This window comes from Microbulbifer maximicatervae (SeqCode) (assembly GCF_052467615.1).
Window position 1 is genome coordinate 3,892,734 of sequence record NZ_CP174319.1, and the last position, 21,163, is coordinate 3,913,896.

The window sequence follows — 21,163 nt, forward strand, 5'->3', positions numbered from 1 at the left end:
ATCAATTGCAAATAGAGCGGCTATCGCTGCTGTTTTCGCCGTGGTGCACGGCCCATCTTTAGCGCTTGTAAAACCCGTTCTGGGCCAAAAATTCGAGGGTCATGCCCCCACCACTAGGCTTGGCTGCCTCATCACCGAGGAGTAGCCGCTCCAAGTAGCGCGCAATCAGGTCCACTTCCAGGTTGACCCGAGTACCGGCGGTATAGCCGGCCATAATCGTTTCCTGCAACGTGTGTGGCACTATGGTGAGTTCAAACTCAGCCCCATCCACGGCATTGACCGTGAGGCTGGTGCCGTCGACGGTGATAGACCCTTTATGGGCAATATAGCGAGCCAGATTTTCCGGTGCGCGCAGGCGGAACCGCTCGGCGCGAGCCTCGGACTTGCGCCATACCACCTCGCCAATACCATCCACATGGCCGCTGACAATGTGTCCACCCAGGCGGGTCTGGGGTGTCAGTGCTTTTTCCAGATTGACCCGGTCGCCTTTTTTCCAGCGGCCCACCGTTGTCACATCCAGGGTTTCCGCAGAGACATCCGCCCAGTAACCATCACCGGGTAGGTCAACAACCGTGAGGCAAACACCATTGGTGGCGATACTGTCCCCCAGTTGCACATCACCCAGATCCAGCTTACCGCTGCGCACACGCACACGCAGGTCGCCGCCCTGGGGTTTTAACTCTGCAATCTCGCCTAAGGCTTCAATAATTCCGGTAAACATCAGCGCTCGATATCGGTTGTTGCAGTAATGCGCCAGTCGTGACCAACTGCGCGCATATCGGTAATCGTAATCGGCAGCATCGAGCCCATACGCTCGATAGGCAGTTCAAACAGCGGCCGCCCGGTGCTACCCAGCAGTTTTGGCGCCATATAAACAATTATTTCGTCGACATGGCCCCGGTAGAGAAACTCACCAGAGAGGGTCGCACCGCTCTCTACCAAAACTTCATTGCACTGGCGTCGCGCCAACTCCTTGAGCAGGGCGAGCAGGTCTACGCGGCCCTCTTTGTCGTGGGGTAAAACCACGACTTCCGCACCCGTTTTCTCAATACGCTCGCGGCGCTCGGCCTCCGCGCGCTCTGTCGTGCACACCAATGTGGGGGCATCCCCCTGCAAAATAAAGGCTCTCGCTGGGGTGCGCAGCTGGCTGTCAACAATTACCCGCAGCGGCTGCACTTCGGCGGCTCGCTCTGCGGCCAGCATTTCCAGTGCCATTTCATCGGCGCGCACATTGAGATTGGGATTGTCGAAACGCACCGTCTCAACCCCTGTGATCACTGCACAACTGCGAGCGCGCAGGCGCTGTACATCGGCGCGAGCCGCAGGGCCCGATACCCACTTTGACTCCCCACTGGCCATAGCGGTGCGCCCATCCAGGCTCATGGCGGATTTGCTTCGCACCAGGGGCAGTCCCAGGGTCATACGCTTGATAAAGCCGGGGTTTAGAGCGCGACACCTCTCTTCCAGGATGGGGCCTTCCACTTCGATCCCAGCATCGCGCAATATTTGCAATCCGGCACCGCTGACATTCGGATTCGGATCCTGCATTCCGTAAATAACCCGGGCCACGCCGGCCTTTACCAACGCCTCGGCACAGGGACCTGTTCGGCCGGTATGGCTGCAGGGCTCAAGAGTGACATAAACCGTAGCCCCCTGAGCCAGGTCGCCGGCATCACTCAAGGCTTCGATCTCAGCGTGGGGTTCGCCGGCCCGCTTGTGCCAGCCTTCGCCGACAACATTGCCATCCCCGTCAGTAATCACACAGCCCACTCGCGGATTTGGCATAGTGGTGTAGAGACCGCGCTCTGCCAACTGAATAGCGCGGGCCATCAGTGCTTCCGCACTGTGTACAACCGTTTGACTCATTCTGTCTTCGATCCCTTACTAGTCAGTCGCTCAATCTCTTCTCTAAACTCGCTAACATCCTCAAAACGGCGATAGACAGAAGCAAAGCGCACATAGGCCACCTGGTCCAGCTCACGCAGCTGCTCCATCACCAATTCACCAATAGCACGCGCCGGCAACTCCCGTTCTCCGGTCGCCTGCAGGGCGTGTTTTATTTGAGATACCGCCGACTCCACCCGCTCGATACTCACCGGGCGCTTTTCCACAGCGCGCTGAATACCCGCGCGCAACTTGTCTTCATTAAACGGCTCGCGCTGGCCGTTTTGCTTGATCACTCGCGGCAGCAGCAGCTCCGCAGTTTCAAATGTGGTAAACCTCTCGTGGCACTCCAGGCACTCGCGCCGGCGGCGTACTTGGTCGCCCTCAGCCACCAATCGGGAATCGACTACTTTTGTTTCTTCTGCGCTGCAGAACGGACAGTGCATGTGGGATTATCCCCGGAATGGAAAATGGGCCGCAGTTTACCACAGCCGTTGCACTGTGTGACCGCGGCACGCACAGACACAGTGCATCGCAAATTCAACAGGGACACATAAAAAAAGCGGCTCTATGAGCCGCTTTTTTGTCAGCAATGCTGATCAGCCTTTTTTATACACAGGAAACTCTGCGCAAATACCCAGAACCTTCTGCTTCACATCGGCGATAGTGGCTTCAACATCACCTTTCTCCAGTGCGTCCAGCACGTCGCAGATCCAGTGAGTAAGCTGCTGGGTTTCCTTTACACCAAAGCCGCGAGTGGTAATTGCCGGGGTACCAACACGCAGGCCGCTGGTAATGAAAGGAGAGCGCGGGTCGTTAGGTACCGCGTTCTTATTAACGGTGATGTTGGCATTACCCAGGGCTTCATCCGCATCTTTACCGGTGTACTCTTTACCAATCAGGTCAACCAGCATCAGGTGATCATCGGTCCCACCGGATACAATGTTGATACCGCGATCGAGGAAGGTCTCCGCCATTGCGCGGGCATTTTCCACAACCTTCTTCTGGTAGGCCTTGTATTCGGGGGTCATGGCCTCTTTGAAAGAAACCGCTTTCGCCGCGATCACATGCATCAGCGGGCCACCCTGGCCACCGGGGAATACGGCGGAGTTGAGCTTCTTCTCAATTTCTTCGTTGGCGCGCGCCAGGATGATACCGCCGCGCGGGCCGCGCAGGGTTTTGTGAGTAGTAGAAGTCACAACATCGGCGTGGGAGATTGGGGAGGGATACTCACCAGCGGCAACCAGACCTGCAATGTGAGCCATATCCACAAACAGGTAAGCACCCACTTTGTCAGCGATCTCGCGGAAACGCGCCCAATCCATCACTCGGCTATAGGCAGAGAAACCAGCCACGATCATCTTCGGCTTGTGCTCAAGCGCCAGGCGCTCAACTTCCTCGTAATCCACTTCGCCAGTTTCCGGGTTCAGACCGTACTGCACTGCATTGTAGATCTTGCCGGAAAAGTTAACGCGGGCACCGTGGGTAAGGTGGCCACCGTGGGCCAGACTCATGCCCAGTACAGTGTCACCTGGGGCACAGAGCGCCTGGTAAACAGCCGCATTAGCCTGTGATCCAGAGTGCGGCTGCACATTCGCGTAGTCAGCACCAAACAGCTCCTTGGCGCGCTCAATGGCCAGGGTTTCCACTTTGTCCACGTACTCACAACCGCCGTAATAACGCTTGCCTGGATAGCCCTCGGCATACTTGTTAGTCAGGCTGCTGCCCTGAGCTTCCATTACCATTGGGCTGGTGTAGTTCTCAGAGGCGATTAACTCGATATGGTCTTCCTGACGAGAGTCTTCCTCCTGGATGGCTTCCCAAATTTCCGGGTCGTAAGAAGCTAAAGTGACAGATGAATCAAACATGGTGTTCCCTCGGTAAAGCGGGCTTGAGTAGAGGCTTGTAAAACTCGATACCACAGCGCCCAGACTTATGAGTAGGACCAAAGGCTCCCAGCGTGGGATGGCCCTACTGCTCAATGCATTCTGGGCATTTTAGAAAGGCGCGCATTGTACACCAAGGGCAGCATGAATGCGCAAATGCAGAGACGTGGCGGGACCAACCCGTCCACCTTATGAAGACGGTCAGAATTTGTACACCACAGAGCCAGACCAGTAATTCACGTCGGACTCAATGATGGTGTAATCCAGTTCCAGGGTCGCCTCGTCGGTCAGTTTGAAACCAGCCCCGAGCCCGGCAGATGCCCCGTAATCCGAGTACTCTTTCTCCCAATTATCTATCTCCAACTCCTCATGGAGGTAGCCGATACGACCTTTCAGATAAATGTTGCCCGGGCTGCGATAGGTGGCATAAACAGCTTGTGTTGCCAGAGAGTAGTTGTAATCGTACCAGTAGTAGTCGAACTCACCATCAATGACAGAGTCGGTGACTTCTGCCTCGAATCCCCAGCCAGAACCCCAGGTATAACCGGCTCGAATCCCCCCATTTAAAGGACTCTCCCCCCTGGCATCAACATCCAAAACACCGAAAACGCCGCCGATATACGCACCCTGCCCATAAGCGGTAGCGGAACACAACAGAGCGGTAACTGCAGCCATTGCCTTGAGATTAAAGCCCACCATCTTCCCCTTAAATCTCGAAGTCTGATCAAAGGGCAGGGATTATAGGGACATGATCAATTGGCACAAGTGTTCACTTAGACAAGTAAGTATGTAACCTGGGAGCTTCTAAAAAGAGATGTCTCCATTAGTTAAATTTAGGAAAGGGACAATTAAAATCTCAGGCTAAACCCGCCTGACCAATAACTGACATCCGTCTCTAATACGGTGTACTCAAGCTCCAGGTGATAAATTTCATTCAGGCTATAACCAATTCCAGCCCCTAAGCTGACACCCAAGTCATCACTTCTTTCGCTGCCAACAGAAACGTCTTCATAGAGAAGGCCCAGGCGCCCTTTCAGGTACCAGTCCCCCTCTGTTCTGTAAGTCGCATAAGTAGCAAGAGTGCGTATGTCTACATCCACATTCCGACCATAAGCCTCAGTCTCACCACTTAATAGTGAACTGGTATATTCACCTTCCACCCCAAAACCCGAGGCACGCACATAACCTGCTCGCAGTCCCAAATTCAGAGGATTATCGACCCCTTTGAAATCAAAATCAGCTATTCCGGCCACGCCCCCCCAGTAGGCGCCCTCGGCAATTGCGCCCGCTGAAACAACGAGTGCCAGCACACCTATACCAGCCTTAACTATTTTCATTAACACTCCCATCCTGTTGCATTAACTTTGTCGTGACACACAAATAGAGCGCTGCGGAATAATTCGATGACAACCTACGACTTCAACACCAATAAATTTATTGAACAACGGGAAACATCGCAGCATGCTTAAATGTGCAACACCACGTCATTAGAAATTATTAAAATATGAAGGATCAGACACACCCTTATCTAGGTCCGACAGAAGAGCGTACTTGTGGAAAAAACTGAAGAAAGGGCTACTCGAAAATAGGTTTAATTTATCTTGTGGTCAAATACAACGAAGCACAGACAAGAGTTGACCCAAGGAATTCAGCGGCATGGTCAGCCTCATACCTATTGATAACCCCAGCCCTACCCTGAGTAGGTAGCGGTAAATTCCACCTTGAGTCCCACTAAGTCCCCCTCACTTGATCCAAATCAACTTTGGATTGGTACATATGGCAACAATAGACCCATCGACAAATCGCGGAGGTCTGGGATGAATGCCATCTACCGACAACTGTGCTGTGACCATAAACATATGCAAGAGTTGCTCAATGCCTTTGAGCAATTACTCCTGGATCTTTTTGGCTGCGGCGACCGCGATCCAAACACCTTGTCACTGATCCTTGATGCTTTGGATTATTTATCGGCATACCCGGATAGGTATCACCACCCAGTTGAAGACTTAATATTTTCCCGACTGTTGACTAAGCCAGTACATGACAGGGAATCAATTTACGAAGCGCAAATGCAGCATGAAAATATAGCCGCAGCGACAAAACACATGTGCGCTTTATTTTACGCTATTGCCAATGATGCAACCGTTGAACGGAGAGTGCTGCAAGGAGCTTGCAACACCTACCTGAAGCTGCAACGCAAGCATATGGACTTGGAAAATAAATCTATTTTCCCACAGATCGAACAGTACCTGGGGACTACCGACTGGATTTATATTCAGAAACAGGTCAGTGAATTAAGCTGCAGATATTTCGACAGGGCAACCAGAAAAATTTACGAGTCCCTGCACGAAGATCTGACACAACATCAAATGCCCGCGCAGGCATTAGCTTAGGTCACTAAAACAGCAGGGAGGAAATATTAATGCAGTTTAAACGCCACGGCATATCCATTGGCATGGAACGCATAAATGATGAATTTTTCCTTTACATAAAGGCAATTGGTGAATTAACCCATGAGGATTATGAGCATATAACACCACTATTAGAATATGCTCTGGAAGGGGTAAAAAAACCTCAGGTTCAATTGCTGATTGATCTCCGGGATTTCGAGGGCTGGGGGATGCACGCGATCTGGGATGAGTTCAAGCTGGCCTTAAAGCACGGCAATGAATTCTCGCATGTCGCTGTACTTGGGGATGAGGAGTGGCAGCAAATAGCCACAAAAGTCGGGAGCTGGTTTGTTAGCGGTGAAGTCCGCTATTTCAAACAGCAACAAGAGGCCATGGATTGGCTACAGGAAACAAGGAAGACGGGTATTGGTCACAAGGAATCTGAAAAGGAATTAGCTTTCTCCACACACTCCTGATAAGTAGTGGATTAAGGGGGCGTTTACGCCCCCCTTTTTTTTTGCCCGAAAATTACTCAGTTACTTATTTCTAAGTATTCACCTTCCTCTTTTTACTGTCCCAGGAAGGCGTTCCCAATATAAGATTACCTACGCTCAACTCGTTACGGCAAAAAGAACAGTAAATATTCTCATAGTGTAAGTTGTTCCGATGCAGAATATTAAGCACGTCAGCCAGGGTTGGACTCTTTTGATTGTGCCTATTTCGAATCGTCAAGAAGTTAGCTTCCATCTTTGTGGTGTACAAAGAAGCACCAACCTTTGCGTCATACAGAGACTTTTGAAAGGGATCATTTAAGTCATATTGCTGCAGTCTTGCCTGATTCCGAATAGCTTTCACATTGTGATTATGGGCTTCATCCACAACATTCTGAATCTGAGCGTAACTCTCACCATCATTAATAAATCGGCGCGATAGGCGACCAAAAATCTGTCCGGCTGTACTGCCGTGGTACCCCTGGAATTTTTTCAACATATAGTTACGGCATATCTTACCCTTGCCAATATGCTCATGAACTTTTGCTTTCCCATCTACAACATCTTGTAGTCCAGGATCTTCCAACGTGTAACCGTGAGGTGCAAAGAAAAGCAGGTTATCGCCACCGTGGCCTTTATTATAAAAAACCTGCTTGGTTGCGGCACCGTGGGCAGAAATCACCAGGGACGGCGCATCCCCAACATTGGTACCTTCCGGTGCAAAAATTTTGACTAAATCAAATTCACGAACAGGCATATGACACCTATCTAACGTCGAGTACAGAAATAAGAGGGTCACCCCTCCAAACAAAACAACCGTACTAACAACCTACTATGACCAACCATCCACACTCAAGTTTTATTGCATGATTTTTGACATTAGTCACGAAGAGGAAAATTTTTTGGACTAAGCATTAGTCAAGTAAGTGGGGTGCGAAATAAATATGACAAAAATAAGGAGGAATTGAGGAAAGCAGTACAGGCCTGGCAAGCTCAAAGCTCAAAAAAGTGAGCCGTAACAAATTGGTAGATGGTGACCCATAATAAAAATGCATTCACATTTCTAGCTTAACGGGCACCATCTTCTCTCTACTTAAGAATTGAATACGAAGTTAAAAGACACCGTTTAGGTGGTTGGTCGCTGCATTTTGCTGTCCCAGGATGGAGTTCCAATAAGGATATTGCTAAAACTCACTTCGCTTCGACAAAAAGAACAATAGATATTTTCATAGTGCAGATTATTTCTATGCAGAATGTTTAGAACATCCACTAAGGTGGGGTTATCCATTTTTACTCTATTGCGAATAGTCAATAAGTCCGCCGACATTACCGGCTTAACCCCTTTCTTAATATAAGGTTGATGCATGGGATTATTGGGATCCAGATTTCGCACCCTCTCATTGTGCTCATGGGCATTATCTACAGCCTTTTGCACATCGGCATAGCTCTCACCTTTAATAAAATGGCGAGTAACGCGGCCTAGAATCTGACCGGTTGTTGACCCGTGATACCCCTGATATTTGCTCAGGGTATAGTTATGACAAACCTTTCCCTTACCAACCCACTCATGATATTTGGCATTGCCACTCAAGACGCTACCAATACCTGGATCATTTAGAGAGTAACCATGGGGAGAAAAGAAAAAGAGGTTATCCCCTCCATGCCCTTTGGGATAAAAAATTTGCTTGGTTGTTGCACCGTGAGCAGAAATTACCAGATTGGGAGCATCTCCCACTTGTGTTCCTTCCGCTGCAAAAATCTTAACTAGATCAAATTCTCTGACAGGCATACTTCCCTTCCTCTCACTTCTTATTTTTCTGAGGCTTACTGACTAGCGCTCTGTGACAAAGGCTACTATGGCTTATTGGATATTTGCTAGAGGTGTGAAATACAAAAAATACCAGGCAAGAGAACTATAAATATCCAAGCTATACAGCCAAACCCTCTTAAACAAAGGAGAAAAGAAAACACTTCTAAAATAGCGGCACCCAATTAGAACCATCGTACCCTTTTGGGGCGGCAGTATTCGCAGCTATTCTGGCTAAAATGACCCAGATACTGCCGAAATAGACAAGGAATAAAAATTAAAATTAGGAGGCTTTATGCGCCAATATGCTCAATAGCCGATATAAAAAAGAAGCGATAGGTTCCAGAAAATCAATTGGAAAAGTGAAAAACCTTTACCGATATCAGTCGTAGCCGCAATGGGTTCCGGCCAGTTCACTCAACGCCAACAAGTCAAGGATTTCAACCATTCGACCACTAACATTCACCAGTCCATCTCGCTGAAAACGCGAAAATAAACGGCTCACCGTCTCCGCTGTTAACCCCAAGTAATTGGCGATGTCCGTTCTCGGCATAGAGAGTACAAATTCACGGGGGGAGTAACCACGACATGCATAGCGACTGGAAATATTAATCAACAATGCCGCTAAGCGAGCATCAGCAGCACGCTTTCCCAACAACATTAAGATTTCATTTTCCTGCCGCAACTCTTCGGAAAAAATACTATAGATTTGCTGCTGCAGTGCTGGAACTTCCTGAGCTAAGGTTTCCAGTTGGTCAAATGGCAACAAGCACACACTGCTATCTTCCAGTGCCTCCGCATAACTGGGGTGAACCCGACTACTATAAGCATCGAGCCCCAACAGCTCACCAGGAAGGGCGAAATGTGTTACCTGGATATTCCCATCTACACCAATGACTACCGTTTTGACACTTCCAGAGCGAATCGCATAGAGATTTTGGAAAGGGTCACCTGCTCGATACAAGGATTCACCCGCTTTAATTACCTTTTTCTTGCGGGTAACACGTTCAAGCCGGTCAATATCTGCCTGCACCAGCCCTGCAGGCAAGCACAAACGCCTGACTGAACAGTTACTACAACTTACGGCCTGCGCTGACTTGGTCATAGCTAGGCAACCAAATTCTTTTACTGACAGTAATACTATTACCGGCCATGAATCAGCTTTTTGACTTTTTCGTAACCGGCTTGTCCTGGTAAACACACTCCATAATACTAAGCGACACACATGGTAGTTAGTAACTTGCCCTATGTGCTAAATTCGTAAAGTTAAAAGATAGTTTCATATTAAAAACAACTTTTATATTTCTTTAAAAGTTAAAAGATTAAAACTCAGGTAAAAAGTTTTCGATTACCATTCGTTGCTGTTTTTTGCCATCCTGATCCAAGCCGCTCTTAAAATTGCAAAGTTCATTGGCCCAATTGGATGTTCTGACCCGAATAGGTGGCTCCTCAGCCTGTACCACTTGTAAAACCACGTCGGCTACTTGGTCAGATGTCTGGTATATCTCAGCTGTCTGCTCTGGGCTTCGCGACCTCATACCACCAATATACTGATTGAAGACCCCCTGGTATTCATCTTCGGGATACCCCTGGCTCCGCTCCAACTGCGAAAGCACATTATTGGCAAACTCTGAGTGGATACCACCAGGCTCGACAGCGGTAAAATTAATATTAAAGGCAGGGGTTATATAACTTGCCAGGGCCTCTGTATAACCCTCAACAGCAAACTTTGCCGCACAATACAGCTCATTGAACGGCTGCCCAACTAGCCCACCCACTGATGAAATATTGATAACGTATCCACTACGAGCTTCGCGCATATGGGGTAAGACTGCTTTAGTGCAGCGAACTACACCGAGGTAATTCACATCCGTCACCCAGCGTATCTCTTCTTCGCTGGCGTGTTCAGTGGTCTTTACAAAACCAGCGCCAGCATTGTTGATCAACAAATCGATACGCCCAGCATCCCGGATAATGGTATCGACGCATTTCTGGATACTGTCAGAATCTGTTACATCCAATTCCATCACTTCGAGAGCCGCCCCCTGAGGAGCGGCATTTTTCAGCTGGTCGGCCTTGGAGAGATCTCGCATGGTGGCAAAGACCCTAAACCCCTGCTTGGCCATTTGCAGCGCCAGACTCTGCCCCAGCCCTGTGGAAGTCCCGGTAATCAAGGCAACCTTACTCATTGCTCTCTCCTCAGTATTAGTTAATCAATCTCAAAATGTAAACTACTCAGTGCAGTATACACATGAACAGCAGCAAGTAAACCGATCGGTGTATTTTTTGGCAATGTACCTGGCTGCTGCTAAACAATAGGGCTGGCGAGTCAGAATAAGCCGTAAAATAAGCTCCGCCAGCTTTATTCTCAGAGGACGTAACCTGATACCATTAGCGCCCTTTTATAGCCCAGACAGTTTCTGTGAGTCGGAATGTTGGATAGTCTCCGGCGCATTCACGTTCACAGGTAGTCCCGCAACAAGGTATTTCTATGTCCATTGCCGATTTGAACTTTTTGAAAGCACTGCCAAAAGCCGAGCTTCATCTCCATATCGAGGGTTCACTGGAACCGGAGCTAATGTTCGAGTTGAGCAAGCGCAACAATATTGAAATTCCCTTTTCCAGTATTGAGGAAATTAAAGCAGCCTATAAATTTCATAATTTACAGTCCTTCCTCGATATTTATTATCAAGGCGCTTCGGTCCTGATCCATGAGCAGGATTTTTATGATCTGACCATGGCTTATCTCAAGCGCTGTCGTGAAGACAATGTTGTCCACACAGAGATCTTCTTTGACCCCCAAACCCATACAGAGAGGGGCATTGATATCGGTGTGGTTATCAAGGGCATTAACAGCGCTCTTGATGATGCAAGAAATGAGTGGGGAATAAGTAGTCACCTTATTTTGTGCTTCTTACGCCACCTGAGTGAAGAGGAAGCAATTGCCACCTTGGAAGCGGCAAAACCATACCTCAACTTAATAAAAGGTGTAGGACTGGACTCTTCTGAGCTGGGTCATCCACCCAGCAAATTTGAAAACGTTTTTGCTATGGCCAAAGAGCTAGGGCTTGAGAGAGTTGCCCACGCTGGTGAAGAGGGGCCTGCCGATTATATCGTAGAGGCTCTCGATCTTCTGGACGTGAGCCGTATCGACCATGGGGTTCGCTGCGTTGAGGACGAAGCACTAATTGAGCGCCTGAAAGCGGAAAATATCCCCCTGACCGTTTGCCCGCTCTCCAATACCGCACTCTGTGTCTACGACAATATGGACCAACACCCCATTTTGTCACTCCTCGAGCGCGGCCTGTGTGTCACTGTTAATGCAGATGATCCCGCTTACTTTGGCGGTTACGTTAATAAAAATTATCTGGCCCTTAGCGAAAGTCTGGGCATGACTAAAGAGCAGGCGAAAAAACTGGCCCTGAATAGTTTTAAAGCGAGCTACATTTCAGAGGCAGATAAAGAAAAGTGGGCGGAGGCAATATCAGCAGTCGAAACGGTTGCTGAAGTTTAGAGGATTGGGTAGTGTCCTGACTGACTATAAAGCCAGGACACTATTTAAAAATTCAGTCTTCATCATAACCACAGTGAGTACCCGCTAGCTCACTGAGTTCAATTAAATTAATAATCTCAACTGATCGACCACTCACCTTAATTAATTTTTCTCGCTGAAAACGCGAGAAAAGCCGGCTGACAGTTTCCGCTGTCAAACCCAAATAATTGGCGATATCAGTGCGCGGCATCGATAAAACAAACGCACTGTGAGAGTATCCACGGCGAGCGTAACGGCTGGAAATATTAATCAGAAGAGCCGCCAAACGAGTATCGGCAGAGCGCTTGCCCAACAACATTAAAATATCGTTTTCCTGGCGCAACTCTTCAGAAAAAATGCTGTAAATCTGCTGCTGCAGGGCTGTCACCTGCTGGGCCAAAATTTCCAGTTGAGTAAAAGGCAGCAGGCAAACACTGCTGTCTTCCAATGCTTCCGCATAACTCGGATGTACCCGAGTACTGTAGGCATCCAGACCGAGCAGTTCCCCAGGTAAAGCGAAGTGGGTGACCTGAGTGTCACCATCTGCAGCAATCACCACAGTTTTAAAACTGCCTGAGCGAATTGCATAGAGATTGGCAAATGGATCGCCAGCTCGGTAAAGGGTCTCCCCCGCTTTAATTATTTTCTTTCGACGCGTGATCTGCTCTAGCCGATCAATATCAGACTGACACAAACCAGCTGGCAAGCACAAACGCCTGACTGAACAGTTGCCGCAACTAACAGCTGTAGAGGAATCCATCATACTAAACCGGTCGGTAAACTAATTTGCCGCAATTGTAACGGCTGTCGAGCCGTTAGTCTCCTGCCGGTAGCTATAGAACACGTGAATATTTCGCATCTGTTTCTTGACTGTGCAAATACATATCAAATGCAGCGGCAACATTTCTCACGAACCAGCGACCTTCCTCGGTAACAATAATATTTTCGTTATCCTGATAAATTAGACCATCGTCAAACATAGGCTGTAAGCGCGTTAATTCCTCAGAGAAATACTCCTCAAAGGAAGCACCTATACGCTGTTCAACAAGATTTTTATCCAGGCGCAAACGACACATTAATTCACTAATAATCCACTGGCGCAAACGATCTTCATCATCCATTAACCAGCCGCGGCAGGCTGCAGATTTTCCTTCCCCAATCGCCTGTGTATATTCTTTTAAGCGATGTAAATTTTGCCAGTAGCCATCGCGACTGTAGCTGATCGCCGATGCCCCCAGACCGACCAAAGCATCTGCCGGCATTAGGGTGTAACCCTGGAAATTGCGCTGCAGCATACCGGCATGGGCTGCCTTAGCCAGTTCATCCCCAGGACGGGCAAAGTGATCCATCCCCAAAAATTCATACCCCGCCTTACCCAGGTGCTCTACAGCCGCCAGCTGCATCGCCACTTTTTCTGCGGCAGAAGGGATTAAATCCGTATCAATCAGGCGCTGGGCCTTAAATCGGTGTGGCAGGTGTGCATAGTGATAGAGAGCGATGCGGTCCGGTTGCAGCTCCAGCACTTTATCCAAAGTGCGGTGCAGGCTGCTCAGCCCCTGCTTGGGTAGTCCGTAAATCAGGTCGTAGGAAATGGACTCAAACCCGCGCTCACGCGCCGCTACGGTCAACTCCGTGACTTGGTCGGCACTGCAGATACGATTGATTGAACGCTGAACTTCGATATCGAAATCCTGCACCCCCAGGCTCAAGCGGTTAAAACCCAGTTCTCGCAGGGTATCCAGGGTCTCTAACTCAAGGGTACGTGGATCGGCCTCAATACTGTATTCAACCCCGTCGCCAGGGCGCAAATCAAAAACTTCAGCCAGCCCTCCCATTAAGCGACGCATATCACTATCACTCAAGAATGTCGGCGTACCACCGCCCAAGTGCAATTGGGTAACGGGGACATCAGCCACCTTATCCCGGTACCACTGGGCTTCCTGTAGCAAGTGATCCAGATAACTGGAAGCCAGTCCATACTGGTGAGTGATTACTTTATTACAAGCGCAGAAGTAACAGAGAGAACGGCAAAAAGGAATATGAACATAAAGGGACAAACTGCGAATATCCTGCAGCGCTGCCCAGGGCTCAATTCCATTTAATGTGTGAAAACGATCGGCGGTAGGATATGAGGTGTAGCGCGGGCAGGGTCCGCTATAACGGGATAAGAGTTCTTCAGACAACCCTCCCACGGGGCTTTTAATCTCTTGCTTCATATTAATTCACACCTCGTTCGGTAGTTTGCTTGGAAATCCGACACAAACAAAAAAGCAGCCACCGGGTCTTCGACCAGAAAACCACAGTGACTGCTCTACCCCAGACCTATTTATTGCTACCTTTTAGAAGCGGTAGCCCAGACCAGCCATGTAAACCAGCGGATCAATATCCACATTGGCAGTCACTTCACCCAGGCCAGGTACTTTGACTTTGGCGTCGGTCTCGATGTCCATCCAGAACACAGACATATTGAACAGCCAGCGTTGATCGGCACCGAAGGTAAAATCGATACCGGCTTCTGCTGCCAGGCCAAATGAATTGTCCAGGGACAGTTCTGCATCACCGGTAGCGCCAAGGCTTTCGAAAGCGCTATCGGCGGTGCTGCTGATTTCTTCATCAAAGAAAGCGGTATAGTTCACACCCAGGCCAACATACGGCTGAATGTTGGACTGTGGCTCCATCGGATACCATTGAACCAACAGAGTCGGCGGCAGGTGCTTGGTTTCCCCCAGGTTGAAACTGCCCAGGCCCTCGCCAACAACTTCGATATCGTGGCTGAACGGCGTTGCGGCAACCAGTTCCAAACCCCAGTGATCGCGGAACATATAGACGCCGGTCAGGCCCAGTGCGGAACCGTTATCCACATCAACACCGGTTTGGTTGATGCCGGTTCCATTCAAGGAAAGTACGCTGGAATTAGCATCGGGTGCTACAGTGGCCATGCCACCGCGCAGAATTAAACTGCCTTGTTCATAGGCCAGTGCGGGTGCAGAAAGTACGGCGGTCAAAGCGGCTGTCGCACAAGCAGTTATACGATTCATTAACTTCTCCATAAAGCGATTAGGCATTTTTCCCGACTCAGGAAGGGCCCCCCTCCAGGCACAATCACAAGTCGCGGACAGGTTACTCGCTGACTGCCTGAGGCTGCTTGATCCAAATCAAGCTGCCGAATTACCTGGAAAAAAATCCATTGGAATGTGCAGCAGCAAGATAATTGCGCTGTTTAAGGGAGACCCGTTTCCGGGAAGGGGCGGGGAAGATAGCGGCTCAGAAAGTCCGAGGGAACCGAGCACTCAATGGTATTTGATACGATCTTGCCAAATTGAGAACTACCGCAAATTTTTTCTTTAGACGACAGGGTTGAGGGCAAACAAAACAGGCAAAAACTGCACCACTGCCGACATTGCCAGACTGTGGTGCAAGGCCTTTAAACAGGCACTAAGTAAGGCTGCCCGCCGGGCGCCGGAACATATTCTGAATACTGGAGAAATCCAGTTGCTGGTTTTCCTCACTGGCGCCATGCAGCTGGAAAAGATTTTTCGCCAGGGCTCCCATCGGAGTAGAGGATGCACTGGTTGATGCGGCATCCATAGCCAGTCCCAGGTCCTTGAGCATCAATGCCACACTGAAACCGCCGGCATAGCCCTTTGCCGAAGGCACGCTCTCCATAGTGCCCGGGTAGGGATTGTAGTTAGCCAGGGACCAATTATTACCCGAACTTTCCCGCATAATATCGCTCAGTACCTTGGCATCCAGCCCCTTATCCACTCCCAGCTGTAAAGCTTCTGCGGTACCGGTCATATGGATCGCGAGCAACAGATTGTTGCAGATCTTTGCCACCTGCCCGGCACCGGCAGCACCCGCGAGGAATATCTTGCTGCCCATCACCTGCAGCGGGGCCCGCGCTGCATCGAATGCCGCTTCATCCCCGCCGCACATAAAGCAAAGCGTCCCCGCCTGTGCCGCAGCTGTACCACCGGATACCGGAGCATCTATCGCTCTCAACCCATGCTCCCGGGCAGCCTGGCTGACCAGGCAGGCATCCTCTGCGGAGATAGTCGAACAGTCGATAATCAGGGTATCGGCCGGGAGTTGCTGCAACAACCCAGCCTCTCCCAGGTAGAGCCCTTTCACCGCGTCGCCACTGGGCAGCATGGAAATTACGATATCCGCGCCCTCAACGGCCTGCTGGGCACTGTCACAGGGCAGGCAGCCGTCACGCTGTGCCTGCTCCAGAGCAACAGGGCTCAAATCAAATGCCGCTACGATATAGCCGGCCTTCGCCAAGTTGGCAGCCATGGGGCCACCCATATTACCCAAACCAAAAAAGGCTATCTTTTCCATAAAAGCCACTCCCTATTTTGTTGTTGGTATCCCTGGCGATTAACAGCCCGGGACGCTCGGTAAATACGATATCTACAGGTCGGCCAGCGGGTGCTCACCACCCCAAGGGCCTACAAAGCAGCTTTCCACCTGCGCAGGTGTAATCTGTTCCAAGCTGTCAGGTTGCCACTGGGGCTCGCGGTCTTTATTAATCAACAGCGCGCGCACCCCTTCCTTGAAGTGGCCACTGGCACAGAGGTTTACCGCGAGTGCCAACTCCATGCGGTAGATATCCGCCAAGGACAGGTGTCGAGCCCGCTGTAATTGCTCCCACACAATCCAGGGGGTCAGCGGAGAGCCACCTGCCAAAGTGGCAGCTGCCCGCTGCAACCACTTATCCACACCCTGGTATGCACTGATGGCGGCACAAACCTCTGGCAAGGTGGCAAAATCGGTAAGCTGCTGGATTTGGTCATAATGCTCTCGCAGAGCAGACTCAGGCCGCTCCAGAAGGGGCAGCTCCTGGGATTTAAGGTAATTGCTAATTAACTGGTGATTGGCTTCCAGGTTTTCACCGAAACTGAGCTCCGCTAACGCAGACAAGACTGATTCCCGCTGATCCTGGCCTATCATGCGGTCCGCCATACCGGTAAACAGGGCATCGGCACCATTAAACTGCGCACCGGTCAGCCCCAGGAAAAGCCCGAGGCGCCCGGGCATACGATTCAGGAACCAGCTGCCCCCCACATCGGGAAACAAACCAATCGTAATCTCCGGCATTGCCATGCGAGTGGTTTCGGTCACAATCCGGTGGCTGGCTCCCGCCATAATGCCGATACCGCCTCCCATCACGAAGCCACCGCCCCACACCACGACGGGCTTGGCGTAAGTGTGAATCTGGTAGTCCAGGCGATATTCGCGGGAGAAGAAATCGGTGGTGAAGCCGTAGTCCGGTGTCTCACCATAGGCGGCGGACTCCCGATACAGCGCCACCACATCGCCGCCAGCGCATAGCGCCTTGTCGCCACTGCCATCGATCCAGACTGCTGCGACTTCAGTGTCTTCAGCCCAGCGGTCCAACTGGGCCGACAACAGATCGATCATGGATGAATTTAAGGCATTGAGAGCCTTAGGGAGGTTTAGTGTCGCGACCGCCAGGGCGCCGCGCCGGGAAAACAACACCGGGGAATCCTGATCCATTTTTATTCGTCTTATAGCTCTTGTACTAGATAGTGTCGCAGTTAAACACAGATCACATTTGACGTCAGCCACACGCGAGTACAGCGGGCTACCACAGACATGCCCGGTTGCACTTTTTACGCAAACTGATAAGTTGCGCGCAAAATCTGACCGATTCCAACACCCATTACGGAACCCCAAATGGCCGAATACGTATACACCATGAACCGGGTGGGCAAAGTAGTGCCCCCCAAGCGCGAGATCCTCAAGGACATCTCCCTCTCCTTCTTCCCCGGCGCCAAGATCGGCGTACTCGGCCTCAACGGCGCAGGTAAATCCACCCTGCTGCGCATCATGGCCGGGGTCGACCAGGACTTTAACGGCGAAGCCCGCGCAATGCCCGGCATCAAGGTCGGCTACCTGCCCCAGGAACCGCAACTCGATGCCAGCAAGACCGTGCGCGGCAACGTAGAGGACGGTGTACGCGAAGCCATCGACGCCCTTGCCGGCCTGGAACAGGTCTACGCCGATTACGCCGAGCCCGACGCAGACTTCGATGCCCTGGCCAAGAAACAGCAACAGTTCGAAGACATTATCCAGGCCTGGGACGCCCACAACCTGGAGCACCGCCTGGAAGTTGCCGCAGACGCCCTGCGCCTGCCCCCCTGGGATGCGGACGTAACCAATCTGTCCGGCGGTGAAAAGCGCCGTGTGGCCCTTTGCCGCCTGCTGCTGTCCCGCCCGGATATGCTGCTTCTCGACGAACCCACCAACCACCTGGATGCGGAATCCGTATTCTGGCTGGAGCGCTTCCTACACGATTTCACTGGCACTGTGGTTGCCATCACCCACGATCGCTACTTCCTCGACAATGTTGCCGGCTGGATTCTGGAACTGGACCGCGGCCACGGCATCCCCTGGGAAGGCAACTACACCACTTGGCTGGAACAAAAAGAAAAGCGCCTGGAGCAAGAGCAGCGCGGCGAACAGGCCCGCGCCAAAGCCATGCAAAAGGAACTCGAGTGGGCCCGCCAAAACCCCAAAGGCCGTCAGTCCAAAAACAAGGCCCGTTTGTCCCGCCTGGAAGAAATGCAGTCCCAGGACTTCCAGGCCCGCAATGAAACCAACGAAATCTACATTCCGCCCGGCGAGCGTCTCGGCGACAATGTGATTGAGTTTAAAGGTGTGAGCAAAGGCTTCGGCGAGCGCCTGCTGATCGACAACCTATCTTTCCGCGTGCCCAAGGGCGCAATTGTAGGTATCGTCGGCGGTAACGGTGCCGGTAAGTCCACCCTGTTCCGTATGATCAGCGGCACCGAGCAGCCGGACTCCGGCGAGATCAAGATGGGTGAAACCGTTAAGGTCGCCTACGTTGAACAGGGCCGTGAAAATCTGGATGACAGTAAGACCGTATGGGAAGCCATCTCAGACGGCCACGATATGCTCAAGATCAACAACTACGAAGTGGGCTCGCGCAACTATGTTGGCCGCTTTAACTTCAAGGGCAGTGACCAACAGAAGCGCGTAGGCGAACTGTCCGGCGGTGAACGCGGACGCCTGCACCTAGCCTATACCCTCAAGCAGGGCGCCAATGTACTGCTGCTGGACGAACCCTCCAACGATCTGGATATCGAAACCCTGCGTGCCCTGGAAGAAGCCCTGCTCAACTTCCCCGGCTGTGCCCTGGTAATCTCGCACGATCGCTGGTTCCTGGACCGCGTTGCCACCCATATCCTCGCCTATGAGGGTGAGAGTGAAGCGGTATTCTTTGAGGGTAACTACACCGAGTACCACGAGGACTTTGTGCAGCGCAAAGGTGAAGATGCAACACCCCATCGCATGCATTATAAGAAGCTTAAAACCTGATATAAATAATAAAAAGCCCGCATATGCGGGCTTTTTATTATCTCTCACTCAATATAATCTTATTATATAAAATCGACATACAGTACCGTCACAAAGCACCTGATTGAAGTTAAATCATCAACCCCCACCTACAGCTCCACGACTGACTCGCAGCACATTTCTTAAAGAGAAATGGGATTAACTCCCGCATTCATTGCTAGAAAATATTGAAAAAAGACTATCGCCCTAACCAAACTATCAAATAAGTAAACCCGAAGAGCAGTGTTGTTAAAAGCCACACAACAGCCTTACGCGAAAAGGTAATATTTAGATATGACCTTAATCAATCAAATAAATGAAAACAATACTCAGGGTAACTAAAAACAGGGAAACTGAGCCAGAGAGGTGCAAGAAAGTTATTCCGTATCCTTCCCCGGCTCACAGTATCATCAAAATGATGATACTGGTAGGCCAAACTAAATTAGCCTGCATCGTAGCAGTTAAGCTGGCGGCGGAACATCAACAACAGCTTGGGGGCCAGCCTGGATATCAGTTTCAGTATGCATTATGCGTCTCCATTATCATTTCAATCTCTTAAGTGTTTGCTGCAACTTACTCGCTGTCAAACACAATATAGCTTAACGCGATTACATTGTATCACACCAATAATACTCAAATTTTTTGAGGAAAAGATCACAAAAAAATGATCATTGCTCTCAAGCAAATTTTGCAGAAAATATTTTCAACCAAAATAACTCGAAACAAGCCCTATAACCGCACCATGGTACAAGTTAAGCATGTACTTTTTAGCCAAAATAAAATTAAGACACCTGAGGAAAATCCACCCTAATAGAAAAAAGTCACACTATTATCTGCTGAAATATTATTGATAGAATAGAAAAAGATCACTCAACATATAGATCATCACCTACAGGGATATTCATTGCACAGATATAATCATGGCTTAGCAAGCTGAAAAATACACTTTTATAGCTCAGGATAGGAACATTTGCCTGTAAAAAGCTTTTTCAAGCAAAAAGCCTCCATCACAACTTTAACCAGTTCGATCTGTCACTGTTGGATTAATTACTAATATTATCATTGCTAGCAACTTCCGGATCAGCATCTACAACTGCTTGCGGACCAGCTTTGATATCAGTTTCAAGCCGTATAGTACACCTCACCAGTATTATCCTCACTTAGCTACCGGACACTAAAAAGGATCCTCATTGAGAATCTGAAAATTCAGTGAACAGGCTCTGCAATAGATAATTTGCTGTGATGATAATGAAAAGTCAACAAATACTTTTTCCTGGCGGTATTTTATAAAAGAGCTCAGTTAAAAAACAAATGGTTTTCGAACCAAATGAAACGGAGCGACCAAATAAAATTATAAACCCCAAACAAATACCACTAAACTAAAAAAGAGCAAACGGCAAATTCATCCTCGAAGGTACAGTTAAAGTCAAAAGAGTAAAAACATCTTCTTTAGCATGGTACGGCCGTACGCAATCAGAATTCCTCCTGAATCGACACCACTTCACCATAATGAAGACGGCGCCCTAGCAACCATATAGAAAAAACTCACACAAATCAGCTGATTCAAAGATAAGTTAATCAACATTCAAGAGAAATTGATTGAATTCCATCTATCCGGCTCAAGCGAGGAAAGGAAGCCCCAAGCCCATTGTTGATAAGGTGGCATTCCGAGGGCTTTACGCCCCAAAAGTGCTAGAAAGGCCTTTCTACACACCATCTTTCATCGAGCACCAAGGAAGGCCTTTCCGTTGGCAACTTTACACTCACTGTGATACGGGAAATCCAGGTGA

General features: G+C 49.8%; 19 protein-coding genes. 4 read left to right on the top strand and 15 right to left on the bottom strand.

What is annotated here, in order from left to right:
* Positions 1-58: 58 nt before the first annotated feature.
* From ACJJIM_RS17180 to ACJJIM_RS17205, 6 genes are all read right to left on the bottom strand, one after another.
* Positions 59-721: a riboflavin synthase gene (locus tag ACJJIM_RS17180; RefSeq protein ID WP_108734575.1), complete on the bottom strand. Its 663-nt coding sequence runs from the start codon at positions 719-721 to the stop codon at positions 59-61.
* The gene (ribD, locus tag ACJJIM_RS17185; protein WP_444892065.1) at positions 721-1,866 is read right to left on the bottom strand and encodes a bifunctional diaminohydroxyphosphoribosylaminopyrimidine deaminase/5-amino-6-(5-phosphoribosylamino)uracil reductase RibD; all 1,146 of its coding nucleotides are present in this window, start codon (positions 1,864-1,866) and stop codon (positions 721-723) included. The genes ACJJIM_RS17180 and ribD overlap by 1 nt, the downstream gene beginning before the upstream one ends.
* A complete protein-coding gene (nrdR, locus tag ACJJIM_RS17190; protein ID WP_108734577.1) occupies positions 1,863-2,330 on the bottom strand; it encodes a transcriptional regulator NrdR in 468 nt (155 codons plus the stop codon). The genes ribD and nrdR overlap by 4 nt, the downstream gene beginning before the upstream one ends.
* Positions 2,331-2,483: 153 nt before the next feature.
* On the bottom strand, positions 2,484-3,752 hold the full coding sequence (glyA, locus tag ACJJIM_RS17195; protein WP_108734578.1) for a serine hydroxymethyltransferase: 1,269 nt from the start codon (positions 3,750-3,752) through the stop codon (positions 2,484-2,486).
* A gap of 219 nt (positions 3,753-3,971) precedes the next feature.
* Positions 3,972-4,466, bottom strand: a complete 495-nt coding sequence (locus ACJJIM_RS17200) for a porin family protein (RefSeq protein ID WP_444911556.1) — start codon at positions 4,464-4,466, stop codon at positions 3,972-3,974.
* Between the two features lie 152 nt (positions 4,467-4,618).
* Positions 4,619-5,107, bottom strand: coding sequence for an outer membrane beta-barrel protein (locus ACJJIM_RS17205; RefSeq protein WP_444911557.1), 489 nt, complete (start codon positions 5,105-5,107; stop codon positions 4,619-4,621).
* A gap of 480 nt (positions 5,108-5,587) precedes the next feature.
* On the opposite strand from ACJJIM_RS17205, the gene ACJJIM_RS17210 reads away from it, so the two are divergent.
* Both ACJJIM_RS17210 and ACJJIM_RS17215 read left to right on the top strand, forming a co-directional pair.
* Entirely contained in the window at positions 5,588-6,163 is a 576-nt protein-coding gene (locus ACJJIM_RS17210; protein ID WP_444896049.1) for a hemerythrin domain-containing protein, read from the top strand.
* 29 nt (positions 6,164-6,192) lie between these two features.
* Complete coding sequence (locus ACJJIM_RS17215) at positions 6,193-6,636, top strand: SpoIIAA family protein (RefSeq protein WP_282931190.1); 444 nt, start codon at positions 6,193-6,195, stop codon at positions 6,634-6,636.
* A gap of 70 nt (positions 6,637-6,706) precedes the next feature.
* On the opposite strand, the gene ACJJIM_RS17220 is transcribed toward ACJJIM_RS17215, so the two are convergent.
* From ACJJIM_RS17220 to ACJJIM_RS17235, 4 genes are all read right to left on the bottom strand, one after another.
* Entirely contained in the window at positions 6,707-7,408 is a 702-nt protein-coding gene (locus tag ACJJIM_RS17220) for a putative adhesin (RefSeq protein WP_444911558.1), read from the bottom strand.
* Between the two features lie 369 nt (positions 7,409-7,777).
* Positions 7,778-8,440 (bottom strand): putative adhesin, encoded by a 663-nt coding sequence (locus ACJJIM_RS17225; RefSeq protein WP_444907215.1) that lies wholly within the window; start codon positions 8,438-8,440, stop codon positions 7,778-7,780.
* Between the two features lie 400 nt (positions 8,441-8,840).
* Positions 8,841-9,563, bottom strand: a complete 723-nt coding sequence (gene fnr, locus ACJJIM_RS17230) for a fumarate/nitrate reduction transcriptional regulator Fnr (RefSeq protein ID WP_444911559.1) — start codon at positions 9,561-9,563, stop codon at positions 8,841-8,843.
* 217 nt (positions 9,564-9,780) lie between these two features.
* Positions 9,781-10,647, bottom strand: a complete 867-nt coding sequence (locus tag ACJJIM_RS17235) for an SDR family oxidoreductase (protein WP_444911560.1) — start codon at positions 10,645-10,647, stop codon at positions 9,781-9,783.
* 302 nt (positions 10,648-10,949) lie between these two features.
* On the opposite strand from ACJJIM_RS17235, the gene ACJJIM_RS17240 reads away from it, so the two are divergent.
* Positions 10,950-11,972, top strand: coding sequence for an adenosine deaminase (locus ACJJIM_RS17240; protein ID WP_444911561.1), 1,023 nt, complete (start codon positions 10,950-10,952; stop codon positions 11,970-11,972).
* 52 nt (positions 11,973-12,024) lie between these two features.
* Here the strand turns inward: ACJJIM_RS17240 and fnr (ACJJIM_RS17245) are convergent, their stop codons facing one another.
* The 5 genes from fnr (ACJJIM_RS17245) to ACJJIM_RS17265 all read right to left on the bottom strand — a co-directional run bounded on the left by fnr (ACJJIM_RS17245) (position 12,025) and on the right by ACJJIM_RS17265 (position 17,510).
* Positions 12,025-12,753 (bottom strand): fumarate/nitrate reduction transcriptional regulator Fnr, encoded by a 729-nt coding sequence (gene fnr, locus ACJJIM_RS17245; protein ID WP_108734587.1) that lies wholly within the window; start codon positions 12,751-12,753, stop codon positions 12,025-12,027.
* A gap of 70 nt (positions 12,754-12,823) precedes the next feature.
* Positions 12,824-14,206 carry an oxygen-independent coproporphyrinogen III oxidase gene (gene hemN, locus ACJJIM_RS17250; RefSeq protein WP_444911562.1) on the bottom strand — a complete coding sequence of 461 codons (1,383 nt, stop codon included), beginning with the start codon at positions 14,204-14,206 and terminating at the stop codon, positions 12,824-12,826.
* A 123-nt stretch (positions 14,207-14,329) separates the two neighbouring features.
* Positions 14,330-15,028 carry an OmpW/AlkL family protein gene (locus ACJJIM_RS17255; protein WP_444907211.1) on the bottom strand — a complete coding sequence of 233 codons (699 nt, stop codon included), beginning with the start codon at positions 15,026-15,028 and terminating at the stop codon, positions 14,330-14,332.
* A gap of 397 nt (positions 15,029-15,425) precedes the next feature.
* Complete coding sequence (mmsB, locus tag ACJJIM_RS17260; protein ID WP_444911563.1) at positions 15,426-16,331, bottom strand: 3-hydroxyisobutyrate dehydrogenase; 906 nt, start codon at positions 16,329-16,331, stop codon at positions 15,426-15,428.
* Between the two features lie 72 nt (positions 16,332-16,403).
* Positions 16,404-17,510 (bottom strand): enoyl-CoA hydratase/isomerase family protein, encoded by a 1,107-nt coding sequence (locus tag ACJJIM_RS17265; protein ID WP_444911564.1) that lies wholly within the window; start codon positions 17,508-17,510, stop codon positions 16,404-16,406.
* 180 nt (positions 17,511-17,690) lie between these two features.
* On the opposite strand from ACJJIM_RS17265, the gene ettA reads away from it, so the two are divergent.
* Positions 17,691-19,355 carry an energy-dependent translational throttle protein EttA gene (ettA, locus tag ACJJIM_RS17270; RefSeq protein WP_444911565.1) on the top strand — a complete coding sequence of 555 codons (1,665 nt, stop codon included), beginning with the start codon at positions 17,691-17,693 and terminating at the stop codon, positions 19,353-19,355.
* Positions 19,356-21,163: the final 1,808 nt, after the last annotated feature.